Source organism: Burkholderia aenigmatica, assembly GCF_048627025.1.
Classification (GTDB): domain Bacteria; phylum Pseudomonadota; class Gammaproteobacteria; order Burkholderiales; family Burkholderiaceae; genus Burkholderia; species Burkholderia aenigmatica.
On sequence record NZ_CP184469.1, the window covers coordinates 2,510,290 to 2,525,341 of the forward strand.

At 65.5% G+C, this 15,052-nt stretch carries 15 protein-coding genes and 1 pseudogene; 8 read left to right on the forward strand and 8 right to left on the reverse strand.

Features of this window, described 5'->3' with window-relative positions; genetic code table 11:
- Positions 1–89 precede the first annotated feature (89 nt).
- A complete protein-coding gene (locus tag ACN8ZM_RS28235) occupies positions 90–470 on the reverse strand; it encodes a winged helix-turn-helix transcriptional regulator (RefSeq protein WP_051889683.1) in 381 nt (126 codons plus the stop codon).
- A gap of 100 nt (positions 471–570) precedes the next feature.
- On the opposite strand from ACN8ZM_RS28235, the gene ACN8ZM_RS28240 reads away from it, so the two are divergent.
- Together ACN8ZM_RS28240 and ACN8ZM_RS28245 are read left to right on the forward strand one after the other, a co-directional pair.
- On the forward strand, positions 571–1,413 hold the full coding sequence (locus ACN8ZM_RS28240) for an NmrA/HSCARG family protein (RefSeq protein ID WP_420211375.1): 843 nt from the start codon (positions 571–573) through the stop codon (positions 1,411–1,413).
- A gap of 113 nt (positions 1,414–1,526) precedes the next feature.
- A complete protein-coding gene (locus ACN8ZM_RS28245; RefSeq protein ID WP_420211376.1) occupies positions 1,527–2,069 on the forward strand; it encodes an isochorismatase family protein in 543 nt (180 codons plus the stop codon).
- 343 nt (positions 2,070–2,412) lie between these two features.
- Here the strand turns inward: ACN8ZM_RS28245 and ACN8ZM_RS28250 are convergent, their stop codons facing one another.
- Complete coding sequence (locus ACN8ZM_RS28250; protein ID WP_420211377.1) at positions 2,413–3,540, reverse strand: aminotransferase class V-fold PLP-dependent enzyme; 1,128 nt, start codon at positions 3,538–3,540, stop codon at positions 2,413–2,415.
- 354 nt (positions 3,541–3,894) lie between these two features.
- Between ACN8ZM_RS28250 and ACN8ZM_RS28255 the strand changes: the two genes are divergently transcribed.
- A complete protein-coding gene (locus ACN8ZM_RS28255) occupies positions 3,895–5,076 on the forward strand; it encodes a serine hydrolase domain-containing protein (protein WP_420211378.1) in 1,182 nt (393 codons plus the stop codon).
- Between the two features lie 104 nt (positions 5,077–5,180).
- Here the strand turns inward: ACN8ZM_RS28255 and ACN8ZM_RS28260 are convergent, their stop codons facing one another.
- The 4 genes from ACN8ZM_RS28260 to ACN8ZM_RS28275 all read right to left on the reverse strand — a co-directional run bounded on the left by ACN8ZM_RS28260 (position 5,181) and on the right by ACN8ZM_RS28275 (position 9,984).
- Positions 5,181–6,353: an NAD(P)/FAD-dependent oxidoreductase gene (locus ACN8ZM_RS28260; protein WP_420211379.1), complete on the reverse strand. Its 1,173-nt coding sequence runs from the start codon at positions 6,351–6,353 to the stop codon at positions 5,181–5,183.
- A 195-nt stretch (positions 6,354–6,548) separates the two neighbouring features.
- On the reverse strand, positions 6,549–7,700 hold the full coding sequence (locus ACN8ZM_RS28265) for a branched-chain amino acid ABC transporter substrate-binding protein (protein WP_420211380.1): 1,152 nt from the start codon (positions 7,698–7,700) through the stop codon (positions 6,549–6,551).
- A gap of 419 nt (positions 7,701–8,119) precedes the next feature.
- On the reverse strand, positions 8,120–8,311 hold the full coding sequence (locus tag ACN8ZM_RS28270; RefSeq protein ID WP_043178525.1) for a CsbD family protein: 192 nt from the start codon (positions 8,309–8,311) through the stop codon (positions 8,120–8,122).
- A 140-nt stretch (positions 8,312–8,451) separates the two neighbouring features.
- Positions 8,452–9,984, reverse strand: coding sequence for a PAS domain S-box protein (locus ACN8ZM_RS28275; RefSeq protein ID WP_420211381.1), 1,533 nt, complete (start codon positions 9,982–9,984; stop codon positions 8,452–8,454).
- Between the two features lie 374 nt (positions 9,985–10,358).
- On the opposite strand from ACN8ZM_RS28275, the gene ACN8ZM_RS28280 reads away from it, so the two are divergent.
- The 3 genes from ACN8ZM_RS28280 (at position 10,359) to ACN8ZM_RS28290 (ending at position 11,191) form a co-directional block, all read left to right on the forward strand.
- Positions 10,359–10,523, forward strand: a complete 165-nt coding sequence (locus ACN8ZM_RS28280; protein WP_179258841.1) for a hypothetical protein — start codon at positions 10,359–10,361, stop codon at positions 10,521–10,523.
- A 63-nt stretch (positions 10,524–10,586) separates the two neighbouring features.
- Positions 10,587–10,937, forward strand: a complete 351-nt coding sequence (locus tag ACN8ZM_RS28285; protein WP_420211382.1) for a BON domain-containing protein — start codon at positions 10,587–10,589, stop codon at positions 10,935–10,937.
- 56 nt (positions 10,938–10,993) lie between these two features.
- Positions 10,994–11,191, forward strand: coding sequence for a CsbD family protein (locus ACN8ZM_RS28290; protein WP_011356274.1), 198 nt, complete (start codon positions 10,994–10,996; stop codon positions 11,189–11,191).
- A 349-nt stretch (positions 11,192–11,540) separates the two neighbouring features.
- Here ACN8ZM_RS28290 and ACN8ZM_RS28295 read toward each other — a convergent pair whose 3' ends face one another.
- Complete coding sequence (locus ACN8ZM_RS28295) at positions 11,541–11,846, reverse strand: hypothetical protein (RefSeq protein WP_420211383.1); 306 nt, start codon at positions 11,844–11,846, stop codon at positions 11,541–11,543.
- 340 nt (positions 11,847–12,186) lie between these two features.
- Between ACN8ZM_RS28295 and ACN8ZM_RS28300 the strand changes: the two are divergent.
- Positions 12,187–12,485, forward strand: a pseudogene (locus tag ACN8ZM_RS28300) (hypothetical protein); the annotation flags it as partial.
- A 170-nt stretch (positions 12,486–12,655) separates the two neighbouring features.
- On the opposite strand, the gene ACN8ZM_RS28305 reads toward ACN8ZM_RS28300, so the two are convergent.
- The gene (locus ACN8ZM_RS28305) at positions 12,656–13,684 is read right to left on the reverse strand and encodes a DUF1338 domain-containing protein (protein ID WP_043178533.1); all 1,029 of its coding nucleotides are present in this window, start codon (positions 13,682–13,684) and stop codon (positions 12,656–12,658) included.
- A 224-nt stretch (positions 13,685–13,908) separates the two neighbouring features.
- Here ACN8ZM_RS28305 and ACN8ZM_RS28310 point away from each other — a divergent pair, with 224 nt between their 5' ends.
- Entirely contained in the window at positions 13,909–14,856 is a 948-nt protein-coding gene (locus ACN8ZM_RS28310; RefSeq protein WP_175022361.1) for a LysR family transcriptional regulator, read from the forward strand.
- Positions 14,857–15,052 lie beyond the last annotated feature (196 nt).

The following is a 15,052-nucleotide window of genomic DNA, read 5'->3' on the forward strand; positions in this document are numbered from 1 at the left end:
GTGTTAATCGGTGCGCCGCGAGCGCATGCCGATGGATTCAAAACAGGCGGGCGGACCGGGTTGAGGTTAGCCCAACGCCCCTCCCGACTTCAGTCGGAAGACTCCGGCGAGATTTTTTCAGGACTCCGCAGCGACGTTGCCCATTTCGTCAACGCCAGGAAAATCGGCTTGAGCGCGCGAGCGTGATCCGTCAGAACATATTCCACCCGCGGCGGAATCTCTGCATAAGCCGTCCGGTTGACCAGCCCATCCGCTTCCAGCGCCCGAAGTTGCGCGGTAAGCATGTGCTGGGTGATGCCCGGCAGCGCCTTGCGTACCTCGCCGAAGCGCAGCGATCCATCAAGCAGGACCCACATGATTTCCACTTTCCACTTGCCGCGGATGATGTCGATCGCTTGGCGGAACTCATTGAGTTCGGCCTCCGTCGGCGGACAACGCGGCGGTACGCCATGATCAGTATGGTTGTTCATACTAGTCTCTTTTTTCATCCTACTTGTTCAATCGAATAAAACAGTCGATATTCATACCATCAAAACAGTCGATGTTCATATCATCGTTCGGGGCTCGTGCATGACGAAGAAAACAATTGCTGTCCTGGGTGGTACCGGGCAGCAAGGAGGGGCCGTGATACGCGCACTCCTGGCAGACGGGCGATGGCAAGTCCGCGCGATCTCGCGAAACGCAGAATCCGAGGCAAGCCGTGCGTTGGCTGCACAGAATGTCCAGGTCCTGGCCGCGGACCTGGACAATCCCGCCTCGCTGCGTCAGGCTTTCGCAGGCGTGCATGGCGTGTTCTCCGTGCAAGGCTCCGATGGAGGTGGGGAGTTGGAAGCGCGCCGAGGCATTGCGGTAGCCGACGTCGCTCTGGCGGCTGGCGTCGAGCACCTCGTCTATGCGTCTGTCGGCGGTGCCGACCGCCAATCACGCGTGCCGCACTTCGACAGCAAATGGCGCGTCGAGGAGCACATCCGCCAGATCGGCATCCCGGCGACGATCGTGCGGCCAGTGTTCTTCATGGACAACTTCAGCAAGTCGAGCATGCGCACCGTCTTGATGGCACTGTTGCGCAGCTACGTGCCGACAGACAAGCCGCTGCAGATGATCGCCACGGCCGATATCGGCAAGTGGGTCGCGCATGCCTTCGCGCACCCTGATGCGTTCATCGGCAAGGCCGAGGAAATCGCCGGTGATGAATTGACCCGCGCGCAGATTACCGCAGCCTTCAAGCGCCACGGCTGGTCGACGGGGTTGCCATTCCCCATTCCACGGTTGCTGCTGCGGTCGCTCCCTTATGACGCTCGCAGGATGTTCGAGTGGTTCGGCGAGGCCGGATACAAGGCCGACATTCGCGCACTGAGGGCGAGCCAGACCGACCTGTTGAGTCTGAACGAGTGGCTCGCCGAACAAGCTTGACGCCCGAAGCGCCCATGACCAGCATCGCCGGCCATCGATCAGTCATCCTGATGACCCATTCATGAAAGGAGCGGGGCACGCACAGTAACGTATTCGCCCCGGAGAACGCGGCGTTGCTACTGATCGACCATCAGGTCGGTACGACTTCCTGGACACATTCGCACGACGTGACGGAGATCAGGAAGAACGCCGTGTTGCTGGCGAAGATCGCCGTGGCGACCGAACTGCCGCTGGTGTTCACGACCAGCATGGAGGAACGCGTCCAGGGGCCGTTGCTGCCTGAGCTGGAAGCGGTGGCGCCGAAGGCATTTGCCGCGCGCATCAAGCGCTCCGGCATCGTCAACGCCATGCACGACCCGAACTTCAATGAGGCAGTCAAGGCCACGGGGCGCAAGAAGGTGTTCGTGGCGGGCATCACTACCGAGGTCTGCGTCGTGTTCCCGATCCTGCAACTCCTCGACGAGGGCTACGAGGTACAGGTCGTCACCGACGCATCCGCGTCGTTCACCAAAATCGGCGACGACGCGGCGCTGCGACGCCTGGAACAGGCTGGAGCCGTCATCACGTCGGCCTCGCAGGTCGTTTCCGAGCTGGCCGTCGACTGGACGACGCCGAAGGGGCAGGCGCTCGGCAAGCGCTTGAACCCGGGAAGTTAGTCCACGGGCGTGGATTCGAACCAACCCGTGGAATGGCGGGCGTTAGCAGCCCGTTGAAAAACGCCTCGTCTTGACCACGAGATCACGGCGTAAAGGGATGGACTAGGCAATTGGTTGCCGGGTTGCAGTCGGATCGTCGTGGTTGGACCGCTCACGAGCGGTCCAACCGGCGCATTGCCGCGCGACCGACACACTTGGGCGGCTCATGTCACCGCGCCGTGCGGGTCCACCGTCGTGAACAGCGGTTCTTGCATCGCACCCATCCGACCAAGATCATGAACACGATATCTCTAACGCACCGCCCTCCGGGTCCGGTTATGCCGTTCCCGATTTCAGCAGCCTGCTAGAGAATCCGATCCAGCGCGTCGGCAAACCGGGCGACCGCCCCGTCGACATCATGCAGCTTGTCGAGGCCGAACAGCCCGAGACGGAACGTCTTGAAATCCTCCGGCTCGTCGCACATCAGCGGCACGCCGGCCGCGATCTGCAGGCCGACGTCGGCAAACTTCTTCCCGGTTCGAATCCCGTCGTCGTCCGTATAGCTGACCACGACGCCCGGTGCCTCGAAGCCTTCGGCCGCGACGCTGCGGAAACCCTTGTCGGCCAGCAACGCACGAATGCGCGTGCCGAGCTCGAGCTGCTCCGCCTTCACCTTGTCGAAGCCATACGCCTCGGTTTCCTTCATCACGTCGCGCAGCGTCGTGAGGCTGTCCGTGGGCATCGTCGCGTGGTACGCGAACCCGCCGCCTTCATAGGCTTCCATGATCTGCAGCCACTTGCGCAGATCGCACGCGAAGCTGGTGCTGGTCGTCGCGTCGATGCGTTCGCGGGCGAGTTCGCTGAGCATCACCATCGCGCAGCACGGCGACGCGCTCCAGCCCTTCTGCGGCGCGCTGATCAGGATATCGACGCCGCTCGCCTGCATGTCGACCCACACCGTGCCGGACGCGATGCAATCCAGCACGAACATGCCGTCGACCGCATGCACGGCGTCCGACACCGCGCGCAGATACCCATCGGGCAGCATCATCCCGGACGCGGTTTCGACGTGCGGCGCAAACACCAGATCCGGCTTGTGCTCCTTGATCGCGGCGACCACTTCGTCGATCGGGGCCGGCGCATATGCGGCCTGCCGTCCCGCTTCGACCGGGCGCGCCTTCAGCACCGTCGTTTCGGACGGAATGCTGCCCATGTCGAAAATCTGCGACCAGCGGAAACTGAACCAGCCGTTGCGGATGACCAGGCACTTCTTGTTCGTTGCAAACTGCCGCGCGACGGCTTCCATGCCGAACGTCCCGCTGCCGGGGACGATCACGACCGACTTCGCGTTGTAGACTTTTTTCAGCGTGGCGGAGATGTCGCGCATGACGCCCTGAAAGCGTTGCGACATATGGTTGACCGAGCGATCGGTGTACACCACCGAATATTCGAGGAGCCCCTCGCGGTCAACATCGGGAAGTAAACCAGGCATGCTCGCCTCCGGTGAAAGATGAACGATGGAATCTGGGCGAGCAGTGTCCGTCATGCGATACCGCCCTGCACCCATGCAATTGCGTTATTTTCTCGACGAAAGCAGATTCTAACGAAGGCCGCGCGCCGCTTGGGGCATATTTTGTCGGCGGTCCCGCGTATGGGCGACGTGGCGCCGCCGCCAGCCGGAGCGCCTCGCTGCCACGGAGCCGCCGCGGCCCCCGGCTGAATCTCCCGCCCGGTGGCCGTCGACGTCGACCGTGCGGCGCACGAAGCCCTGTTCCATGTATGGATAAGTGGCACTTCCGCCGCGTGCCGCCTAACATGTCGGCTCCCCCTCACGACAGAGTCTTCGATGATCCCCAACCGAGCGTCATCACAGCAGCCGTCGGCCGATCCCGCACTCACCGAGCGCGTCGATGCGGTACTCTCCCGTCAACTCGAAACGCAACGCCTCGTCGGTGTGGTCGTCCTGATCGCGCGCGACGGCGAGCTCGTCTATCGCCGCGCGGCCGGGTTCGCCGACCGCGAAGCGCGCACGCCGATGCAAGAGGACACGCTGTTCAGACTCGCGTCGGTGACGAAGCCAATCGTCGCGGCAGCCGCCATGGCGCTCGTTGCACAGCACAAGCTGTCGCTCGACGACGACGTCACGCGCTGGCTGCCCGAGTTCCGGCCGGCGCTGCGTGATGGCAGCGTACCGGTGATCAAGGTGCGCCACCTGCTCACGCATACCGCCGGCCTCGGCTATCGCTACGCGGAAGCCGACGCGGCGGGCCCGTATGCGCGTGCGGGCGTCTCCGACGGGCTCGATGGCGCATCGATCACGCTCGCCGAAAACATGCGCAGGATCGCGAGCGTGCCGCTGCTGTACGCACCCGGCACCGGCTGGAACTATTCGCTGTCGATCGACGTCGTTGGGGCAGTGATCGAGGCCGTCACCGGACTGCCGCTCGCCGATGCGGTCGATGCGCTCGTGCTCCGCCCGCTCGGCACCCGCGACACGGGATTCGTCGCACGCGACGCCGCGCGGCTCGCGACGCCTTACGTCAACGACACGCCGCAGCCGCACCGGCTCGCCGAGAACGAAGCCGTACCCATCTACGACGGAACCGTCGGCGTGACGTACTCGCCGTCGCGCGCGCTCAATGCGGATGCATTCGCATCGGGCGGCGGCGGGATGGTCGGCACCGCCGGCGACGTGCTGAACGTGCTGGACACGCTGCGGGCGGGCGGTGGCGCAGTATTGCCGGCCGAGCTCGTCGACGAAATGGGCCGCATCCACTCCGGCAACCTCGCGTTGCCCGACCTGCCCGGCGCGGGGTACGGAATCGGGTTTTCCGTGTTGCGCGACCCGCGCGCGGCGCTGTCGCCGGAGTCCCCGGGCACCTGGCGCTGGGGCGGCGTCTACGGCCATTCGTGGTTCGTCGACCGCGCCCGCGGGCTCACCGTCGTGTCGCTGTCGAACACGCTCTATGAAGGGATGAACGGTCCGTACACGCTCGATCTGCGCGACGCGGTCTACGGCGTCGGCTGACACGCGCAGCAACACGCACAACAAAAAAGGCCCGACACAGTCGGGCCAATGAGTTGAGACACAAGGAGAATCCCCGCCCACCACACCGGGCGGGTTACGCCGCGCTACACGACGTTCTTTTCGACGATCGGCCGGTTTTCCAGCACCCGCGCCCAGCCGAGCGTCGACAGGTCGAGCGTGTCATAACGCCCGCCCAGAATGAGTTCACTGACCCCGCGCCCCGTCGCCGGCCCTTGCTGCAGCCCGTGGCCGCTGTAGCCGTTCGCGAACACGACGTTGTCGAGTTCCGGGTGATACCCGATGATCGCGTTGTGGTCGAACACGTTGTACTCGTAGTATCCGGACCAGCAGTTCTCCACGCGCAGCGCCTCGAACTCCGGCACGCGATTCGCGAGCGTCGGCCAGATCACGTCGTCGAACAGGTCGTGGTCGACTTCGTCGAGCGGCAGGTCGTCCGGGTCGCGGTTCGGGCTCGGGGACGTCCCGCAGATGTACGTGCGCCCTTCCGGCCGGAAATACACGCCGGTCGGATCGATCAGCAGCGGGCAATCCGTGAGCTTCGCCGGCGACGACACGTTGAAGATGCTGCGGCGCCGCGCATACACGGGAATGTCGATGCCCATCATCGACGACAGCGCGCGCGTCCACGCCCCGGCCGCGTTGACGAGCGTGTCGCACGCATAGCGCTCGCCATCGACCGTGACCACATGCGTCACCTTGCGGCCATCGCGCACCACCGACTTCACGTCGGACGGCACATAGCGCGCCCCCAGCGCCTGCGCCTTCTTGCGCAGCGCCTGCACGAGCCCGTAGCCGTCGAACCAGCCTTCGCCGCTCACGCCGTACGCGCCCGACACGAGATCGTCGACGTTCAGCCACGGAAACTTCGCGCGCAGCGCATCGCGATCCATCAGCCGGATGTCCGCGCCGAGGCTCGTCTGCAGCGCATGGTTCTCGCGCAGCGTCGCATCGCCGGCCGGCGTCGCGAGGAACAGGTAGCCGCCTTCGTGCAGGTCGATCGACGGCTGGTGGCCATCCACTTCGAGCCGTTCGCCGATCGTGCGCAGGAAGTCGATGCCGAACAGCGACATCTCGATCGACAGCGGCGTCGAGAACTGCTGGCGAATCGACGCGGCCGACAACGCCGACGACGATCGCGCATAGGTGGGGTCGCGCTCGATCACGGTCACGGAAACCGTGGGATCGGTGGCGCGCAGGAAATAGGCGATCGAGCTGCCGATCACACCACCGCCGACGATGACGACTTGAGAACTCACGACTGACTCCAGTTGCACAGGTTGGGCGCGGCCAGCCGGCCATGCCCGTGGGTTGTTCGTGCCGCGTCACACGCGGCGTCGCGCAGGCAGACCTGGGCGGCTGCCACACCGGCGTGCGCCGCGATCGCAACCGATCGCTGATGGCATTTCAGCACGTCCGGCGTCGCCGCGAAAGTCCGCGCGCGGGGGTTGCGTTCAATCCGCCGATTTCGTCGTGACGGGCTGCCACGCGGCGTTCTTCACCTCATACAGCGTCGAGCTCGGGTTCTTCAGGTCGCCCGTGTTCGTGAACGCGATCGTGCCCGTGATGCCGTCGTAGCGCGTGCTCTTCAGCGCGCCGTTGAAATCGGCCGGCTTCGTCGAGTTCGCCTTCTGCATCGCGTTGATCGCGATCCACGTCGCGTCGTACGCGAACGGCGCATACGCGAGCATGTCGATGCCGTACTTCTGCTTGAATTTCGTTTCGAACTGCTTGCCCTTCGCGAGACGCGACAGCGGCTGCCCGTACTCCCACACGGACGCGCCTTCCGCCGCATTGCCGGCCAGCTTGATGAAGTTCGCGTTCATCACGCCGCCGCCCGCGAGGAACTGCGCGCGGATGCCGAGCTGGCGCATGCGCTTCACGAGCATCGCGGCCTGCGCATCGAGGCCGCCGAAGAACACGAGATCGGCATTGGTGCTCTTGATCTTCGTGAGTTGCGCGCTGAAGTCCACCGCCTTGTCGTTCGTGAATTCGCGCGCGACGATCGTGCCGCCGTTCGCCTTCACCGACTTCTCGAATTCGTCGGCTTCGCCCTGGCCGAACGCGGTGCGGTCGTCGATGATCGCGATGCGCTTCGCCTTGGTCACGCTCGCCGCATACGCGCCTGCGTTGCCGGCGTTCTGCGTGTCGGTCGCGATCACGCGATACACGGTGCCGAGCCCGGCGCGCGTGATGTCGGGATTGGTCGCCGACGGCGTGATCATCGGAATGCCGGCCTTCGCGTAGATCTTCGATGCAGGCAGCGTCGTGCCCGAGTTGAAGTGGCCGATCACGACGGCCACCTGCGCGTCGGCGAGCTGCTGCGCGGCCTGCACGCCGGTGCGCGGATCGCTCTGGTCGTCCTGCGACGCGACGACGAACTTCACGGGCTTGCCGCCCACCGTCGTATGCGCGGCATTCGCTTCGTCGACGGCCATGCGCACGCCGTTCTCGATGTCCTTGCCGTAGGCGGCGCCGCCGCCCGTCAGCGGGCCGGCCACGCCGACCTTGACGACCGTCTCCTGCGCATGAACCGCGCCCGTCTGGAGCGCGAAGATCGCGGCGGTCAATGCGACGCCGGAAAGCGAACGAATGCGGAACGTCATGACAATCCTTGTTCTGGGGGCCGGGATGCAACACGCGACTGCCGCGCGTCGGCAACCTCTCGCGTGCCGGTCATCTCGTCCGCCAGCGGGCGTCATGCAACGCACCCTGCTAGCCGGTCGATCGCCGCGGCTCCGTCTCCGAAGAACCTTTCATCGCGAAAGAGGTGAATGGATTGTGGATAGCCAATACCCGTGCAGCAAACGAAATATCGGAACTATGTTGTGAGGATTTGTCATCAAGTTCCGCGTTCGCGGCCGGCCCGCGGCCCACGCGTCGGTGGGCCGCGGGTAAACCGTTGTCGTGGAATGCCGCGCCGGCGCCCGTCCATCAAGGCCGGCCGTGGTCATGCCGATGGCGCATCATCGTTGCGATGACTGCCCGGCCGGCCATCGCGACGCCTGCGGCGCCGCGTCATCGGTCAGTGCCGATCGGTGCCCGTCTGCTTGCGCACCGCGTCGGCCGCCTCGCCGGCCTTCTCCTGCATCTTGCCGGCCTGCTGTTCGGCGACGCCTTCCGCTTCCGTCTTGCGATCGCCCGTGACCTTGCCGAGCGCTTCCTTGACCGAACCCTTGACCTGCTTGAGCTTGCCTTCGATGCGATTCCTGTCCATGGTCGTCTCCTGCGACGGTTGGGGAGAGCCGGCGACGCGACGGCCTGCGCCGCACCGCCGAGTGGACAGGATCGCAAGCGGGCGCCGCGCGCGGCAGATGCGGATGCACCAGCGCACATGGTGCATTCGTACCGACGCCGTCAGTCCTTGCCCTTCGCGCCGCCCTTCTCGCCGCGCGCGCCGTTCGCTTCGGCCGCGCCGACGATCCCGCGTTCGCGCGCCCACACGATCGCCTCGCCGCGGCTATGCACGTCGAGCTTCGCGTAGATCGTCGCGACGTGATTGCGCACGGTGTTCGGCGCGAGCCCGAGGCGGCCGGCGATCTCCTTGTCAGCAAGACCGTGGCAAAGCAGATCGAACACGTCGCGCTCGCGCGCGGTCAGGTCCGACAGTTGTGCGCCTGCATCCGGCGCATTCGCGCGCCGCACGTTCGCGAGCTTCTCGATCAGCGTGCGGCTGAACCACGACGCATCCTGCATCGCCGTTTCGATCGCGTAGACGAGCTCCATCTCCGTGCGCTTGCGATCGCTGATGTCGAGCAGCGCGACGAGCAGGCAGTCGCGCCCGTGAATCGCGACGGGGTCGGCCGACACGACGCAATCGCGCACGTCGCCTTCACGCGTACGAATCTGCACGTCGGCGTTGCGCACGTTGCCGTCGCGCGCGAGCCGGCCTTCGATGCGCTGCCACGCGCCGCGCTCGGCCCACAGCCCGATCTCGTCCGCGGATTTGCCGAGCAGGTCGTCCTGCGCATGGCCCGTCATCGCGGCGAACGCACCGTTCACGTCGAGCAATTCGAAACGGTCGGCGGTGACGATCGCGGTGGCGACCGGTGCCATCCGGAACGCCGTCGCAAAACGTTCCTCGCTCTGCCGCAGCGCGCGCTCGGCCTGCTTGCGCGGCTCGAGATCCATGAACGTGAACAGCATGCATGCCTCGTCGTTCATGTCGATCGGCTGCCCGGCGACGACCACGGCCTTCGTGCTGCCGTCCGCGAGCTTCAGCACGGCCTCCATCTGCGGGATCGTCGCGCCTTCGCCGAGCCGCTCGATCGCGAGTTCGCGTCGCTCGGCCTGTTCGAGCACGTCGATCTCGTACACCGAGCGGCCGAGCACGTCCTCACGCGCGTGGCCGGTCATGTCGAGAAAGCCCTGGTTGACCTTCACGTAACGCAGATCGTCGAGCCGGCAGATCACGGCCGGCGCCGGGTTCGCGTTGAAGGTGCGCTCGAAGCGCTCCTCGGCGCTCGCCCATTCGGTCGCGTCGTGCAGCACGAGCGCGAGGCAGTCGGGTTCGCCGGCCGCGTTCGTCAGCACGAGGCTGCGGATGCGGTGGACCCAGCTCACGGTTTCGTCGGCGGCCGATTCGACTTCGACCGTCACGTCGCTGAACTCTTCGCCCGCGATCACGCGATCCATCGGATAGTGGCCGTCGCGCACCGGATGGTTGTTCCGGTAGCGCAGCCGGAAGCGCTCACGGTAATCGGTGACGGTCGCGCCGAGCGCCTTCAGCTCGGTCACGCCATGCATCGCGAGTGCGGCTTCGTTCGCCCACACGATCCGCTGGTCGGGCTCGACCAGGATCACGCCCTCGGTGAGCCCAGCAATGATCTGGTGCAGCTGGCGCCGGTCGGTGTGCGACTTCAGCGCCTGTTCGTTTACCTGTTCGTTCATCGAATGGTTGTCCTTGTCGTCAGCATGACTGCCGGCCCGGTTGCCGCTTCGTCGACACCACGCGCCGGCCGGCGCGTGTGACGATGATCGCGTGCCGTACCGGTCCGCGACAGGCGCGAATGCACTATTTGTCATAGTACATTCGCGCCGCTCGCCGCCACCGTGCGGCAACTCGCCGATCCCGCAAGCATCCGCGACGCCCGCTTTCCGCGCGTCGCCGTCAACAGGCTCATCTCCCTCTCCTTCAGGACGCCCCGTGCAAACGCACTAGCCGATCAGGTGAATTTGCGCGATGTCCACGCACGTTCGCCTCGGTACGCTGGTACTGCATCGGCGCTCATGCGCTGCCATCCGAACCGCAGAGGAGAAGCACGATGAAGCTGCATCAGACACCCGATCCGACGCGGCCCGAACCGCCTCCGGACAGCCCGCCCGAACCGCCGCCCGGCACCGACCCGCCGGTTCCGCTGCCGCCCGACGGGCCGCGCCCGGACATGCCGCCGCGCGAGCCCGGCTACGACACGCCGATCGCCCGGTAGCGCGCGGCACGATCCATGCTCGGCAACGTGTCCATTCACCACGCCAATCGAAGGAGAACATCCATGAACCAGACCTCGCATCTTTCGACGCTGCTCGCCGTCAGTGCGGCCTTCCTGCTTTGCGCCGCACCGCTCACGAACGCGCAGGCGCAAACCTCGTCCGCCGACAACGGCATGAAGGCCGAATCGGACCAGCCTGTCACCGACACGTGGATCACGACCAAGGTGAAGGGCCGGCTGGCCACCATCGACGGCCTGAAGAGTGTCGACATCAGCGTGACGACGGTCGACGGCGTCGTCACGCTGACGGGCGTGCTGCCGACGAAGATCGCCGTGAAGAAGGCGATCGCCGTGTCGCGCGCGGTCAAGGGCGTGAAGCACGTCGACGCGTCCGGCCTGAAGGCGAAGGCCTGACCTCCCGGCGTGGCATGCCGCCGCGCCTTTTATCCCGGCATGACAAGGAGCACACGATGAACGAGGACAAGATCAAGGGCCAGTGGAAGCAACTCTCCGGCAAGCTGAAGGCCAAGTGGGGCAAGCTGACCGACGACGACCTGGCCGTCGCGGAAGGCAATCGCGAGTATCTGGCCGGCAAGATCCAGGAGCGTTACGGGATCGCCCGCGACGCGGCCGAGAAGCAGTTGAAGGAATTCGACCGCGAGCTGTAACGCGATCGCGCTTTAGCGCAACCCACCGCGGCGCCAACGGTGTCGCGGCCACCAGGACAACGACGTGGGCAAATACCTGATCGCCTGGCTACTCGGCGTGCCGGTCGGGCTGCTGGTGCTGTTCTTTCTGATCACGCACGTCTTCTGACCGTGCCCGCTCGATAAAGCCGAACAACGCGGCTCGGGGTCGCCGGCCATGTCGCGGGGCCCCATGGGGCGACGGGTGCCGCCGCGGGTTGCGCAATCGGCCATCACCACGCAGCAAAGTAAGCCAAGGCGGCGAGCGCGGCAACGGCCGCCTCGCAATGAGAGACGACGAGCCCGGCGTTCAACACCGGGCTCGCCACGCTTAGTGCCCTTTGTAGAGTTCGAGCAACTGGCTCCGCATGGCCATCATTTCCTTGTCGTACTGCATTTGCATCTTTGCCATCGCTTCGTTGTGCTCCATTTCCATCGCCATCATTTTTTGCTGGATGACGATGGCTTGCGTGCGCTGCTCGGGCGTGAGCTTGTCCATCATCATCATGGTCCAGTCGCTCGTGTGCGACATGTAGGTACCGTTGCGGCCAATGCCACCGCCGTCTGCCTGTGCCGCACCGGCGACGAGCAGGAACGGAATGGCGCCACACAGCATCAGCTTGCGAATCGGGTTCATCCGGGTTCTCCTGTCAAGAATGGACGTCTGGAAGCGCCCGTGTCGCATGCACGGGTTTCCTGAGCGCGTGTCATGAATGGCCAGCTGACATCAAGACCTCGTCCAATCAATCGACCGGGTGATCGAAAGGCTTCTCCCAGGCAAGCACTACGACGAATCGGCTGACGCATGATGGTTCGACTGGCGTGACTTTTGTCGTCCCGTGCCGGTGGATGTGACACATCGCGTCGAAAATTTTCTGGCCGTGTAAACCCTCGCGCCCGGCCGTCGTGTCAATGACGGCTTTTCCCCGACATGGCAGGCGCCCCCTGAACCGCACGGAATTTCGTGGGGTTCGTCTTTGCGGAAGCACCGGGTCAGTAACAAGAAGGCAAGCGGGTTTTCGGCGGAGGTCCGGGAGCGCGCGGGGCGCCTGGTACGCGAGCAGCGTCGCGACCATCCGTCGATGGGGCGGCGCCCGAATCGATTGCGCCGATGATCGGCTGTACGCCGCGGACGCTGCTGGATGGGTTCCAGCGCGAGGAGGTCGACCACGGCGAACGCGATGCGATCCTGCAACCGGAGATCAAGCGTGCCTGGGAGGCCAACGTGCAGGTCGAAAGCGTACCGAAAGTCTGGAGGCAGACGAACCGGTCAGGCCGCCAGCTGAGGCTGGGGCAAACTGCTACGGATAACTCGGCAATACCGCTGGCGTGCCCGCATCGACTCAAACCAACCGGACGCCGCGATTCCCTGAGCGGTTCCGGCAGCGGTTCGTGCATGCGCCGGCCAAACAGTCGCGGCCGGCGCAGCGTCCCGCTTTCGCAGCATTACTTCGCCGCGTTCGCCGTCATCTTGAAGATGCCCTGCGCGTTGCCCGCATCGAAACGCAGGTCGGTCACCCAGCGGCGTGCCGCCTGGTCGAACGTGCGCTTGCGCGTGATGAACTCGTAGAACGAACCCGGCACGTTGCGCTTCACCGTGCTGCCGTCGCGCGTGCGGAACTCGCGCTCGACGGTATCCGCGCGATACGCGGTCTGGAACACGCGGCCCGAGCGCGAGCGCTCCACTTCCGGCTTCATCGGCCGGCCCTTCGCCTTCTCGTCGTCGGACAGCTTGAACACGTCGGCGACGCGGTCGGTCGCATGGTTGAACGCGTTGCCTTCGGTCGAGATCCACGCCATTTCCGCCGATTCCAGCAGCAGCGTCTCGTAGTCGAGCTCGTTCGGCAGGTCGTGCTGACGCGCGAACGCCCCGACGATCTCCGGCAGCAGCGCGTGCGCGGCGTCGAGCGACAGCCAGCCTTCGCGCTCGACTTCCCACAGCAGCGCGACGGCGGCCGGCGACAGAGGATCGCGCGACGTGCTCACGACGTTCGTCACGGCCTGCTGGAATTCCTTCGAGAAACGTTCCGGATGCAGCTCGCTGACGAAGAACTGCGCGATTTCGTCCGGTGCGTCTTCATGCGCATACGCGCGGCCCGTCATGCCGAGCTTGTCGAGCGGGTAACGGCCGTTCAGGCGGAAGCCGAGCGGACGCAGGATGCGCGTGAACGCGGCTTCGCCCGGCGGCAGCGCGCCCGTGTTCGGCCAGCGCACCGTGCGCAGCGCGCCGTGGTCGAAGTAGACCGAGCCGCCGCTTTCGATCGCGTCGGCCGTGTACGCGCGGCCATTCGCCGATCGTTCGAGCAGCCCTTCGAACAGCGCCATGTTCATCGCCTGCGCGATTTCCGCGCGCGTCACGACGCCGTCTTCCCATTCTTCGAGGATGGCCGGCATGTTCAGGGTCGAGAACAGGGCGTCGGTCTTCGCCTGTCCCAGCAGCTTCGTCAGCAAGCTCTCGATATTCGGATTGCGCATCAGGTTTCTCGTCTCGGGGGACCGCCGGCAAACGTGCCGGCAACTCGTTGGCCGGCTGCCCTGCGGGCGCCTGGCCTTGCGTGGGGAGCATTATTCAAAGGGTTGCAGCCGGGCGTAAAGCGAGATTAAATTGATATGTGATGAGTTTTTGGAATTATCAGCCGCCCCCTGCTCCGCCCTCCGCCTTGTGCCGTGTGGGCTGATCGTCAGACGAATCGAACATCATGCGTAAATTCAAGATCCCCAACATGGGCGCGCTCGTGGCTTTCGAAGCCGCCGCGCGCCACGAGAGCTTCACGCACGCGGCCAAGGAGCTGTTCCTGACCGAAAGCGCGGTATCGCGGCAGATCGCGACGCTCGAGGCCAGCCTCGGCGTGCGGCTGTTCGCGCGTGTGAAGCAGCGCGTCGTGCTGACGCGCGCCGGCAAGCTGTACGGCACGCAGGTGCGGCGCGCGCTGGAGACGCTCGACCGCGACACGCTGTCGATCATCGCGCACGGCAGCGGCGGCGGCTACCTGGAGCTGGCGGTGCTGCCGACCTTCGCGTCGCACTGGCTGATCCCGCGCATCAAGAGTTTCTACGACCGCACGCCCGACGTGCGCGTGAACATGGGCAGCCGCACCGACCTGTTCTCGTTCGAGGACACCCACTTCGAGGCCGCGATCCACTACGGCAAGCCGACCTGGCCCGGCACGTCGTCCGACTACCTGTTCGGCGAGGAAGTCGTGCCGATCTGCTCGCCCGCGTTGCTCGACGGGCCCGTCGAGCGTGTCGAGGATCTGCTCGCGTACCCGCTGCTGCACTCGACGACGCGCCCCGGCGCGTGGGCGCAGTGGTTCGAGACGCACGGCGTCGAGGACATCCGCACGATGCAGGGCGTGCGCTACGAGCTGCATACGATGCTGATCAGCGCAGCCGCGGCCGGGCTCGGCGTCGCGCTCGTGCCGAAGTTCTTCGTCGAGGAACAGTTGCAGCAGCTCGGTCTCGTCGTGCCGTGCGACGCGGCGACGGTCGGCGATTCCGCGTACTACCTCGTGTATCCGACGGAGTTCAGCCACAGCAAGCCGCTGGAGCTGTTTCGCGGCTGGCTGCTCGAGCAGGCGAGCGCGTATGCGTCGCCGGATTTCGACGCGGATGACGGCGAGATGGTGGACGACGAGGACGTCGAGTAACGGCGCGATCGCGCCGGCGTCATGGCGCGGTGGCGTCGCATGCGTGTCGCGTCGGCCGGACAGAATCCGAAGCCAGGCACACGACCACGCTGAAAAGGGAGAGGAATCGCGAAGGATCCGTTGAAGCCGGCGGGGCGCATTGGGTCCGGTACGCGCCGGACCGGGCAACCCCGACCCGGCGCTCCGGGCAGCCGAC

Coding starts and splice junctions, on each gene's coding strand:
- ACN8ZM_RS28235 (WP_051889683.1), bottom strand. CDS start 470: ATGAACAACCATACTGATCATGGCGTACCGCCGCGTTGTCCGCCGACG.
- ACN8ZM_RS28240 (WP_420211375.1), top strand. CDS start 571: ATGACGAAGAAAACAATTGCTGTCCTGGGTGGTACCGGGCAGCAAGGA.
- ACN8ZM_RS28250 (WP_420211377.1), bottom strand. CDS start 3,540: ATGCCTGGTTTACTTCCCGATGTTGACCGCGAGGGGCTCCTCGAATAT.
- ACN8ZM_RS28255 (WP_420211378.1), top strand. CDS start 3,895: ATGATCCCCAACCGAGCGTCATCACAGCAGCCGTCGGCCGATCCCGCA.
- ACN8ZM_RS28265 (WP_420211380.1), bottom strand. CDS start 7,700: ATGACGTTCCGCATTCGTTCGCTTTCCGGCGTCGCATTGACCGCCGCG.
- ACN8ZM_RS28270 (WP_043178525.1), bottom strand. CDS start 8,311: ATGGACAGGAATCGCATCGAAGGCAAGCTCAAGCAGGTCAAGGGTTCG.
- ACN8ZM_RS28275 (WP_420211381.1), bottom strand. CDS start 9,984: ATGAACGAACAGGTAAACGAACAGGCGCTGAAGTCGCACACCGACCGG.
- ACN8ZM_RS28280 (WP_179258841.1), top strand. CDS start 10,359: ATGAAGCTGCATCAGACACCCGATCCGACGCGGCCCGAACCGCCTCCG.
- ACN8ZM_RS28285 (WP_420211382.1), top strand. CDS start 10,587: ATGAACCAGACCTCGCATCTTTCGACGCTGCTCGCCGTCAGTGCGGCC.
- ACN8ZM_RS28290 (WP_011356274.1), top strand. CDS start 10,994: ATGAACGAGGACAAGATCAAGGGCCAGTGGAAGCAACTCTCCGGCAAG.
- ACN8ZM_RS28295 (WP_420211383.1), bottom strand. CDS start 11,846: ATGAACCCGATTCGCAAGCTGATGCTGTGTGGCGCCATTCCGTTCCTG.
- ACN8ZM_RS28305 (WP_043178533.1), bottom strand. CDS start 13,684: ATGCGCAATCCGAATATCGAGAGCTTGCTGACGAAGCTGCTGGGACAG.
- ACN8ZM_RS28310 (WP_175022361.1), top strand. CDS start 13,909: ATGCGTAAATTCAAGATCCCCAACATGGGCGCGCTCGTGGCTTTCGAA.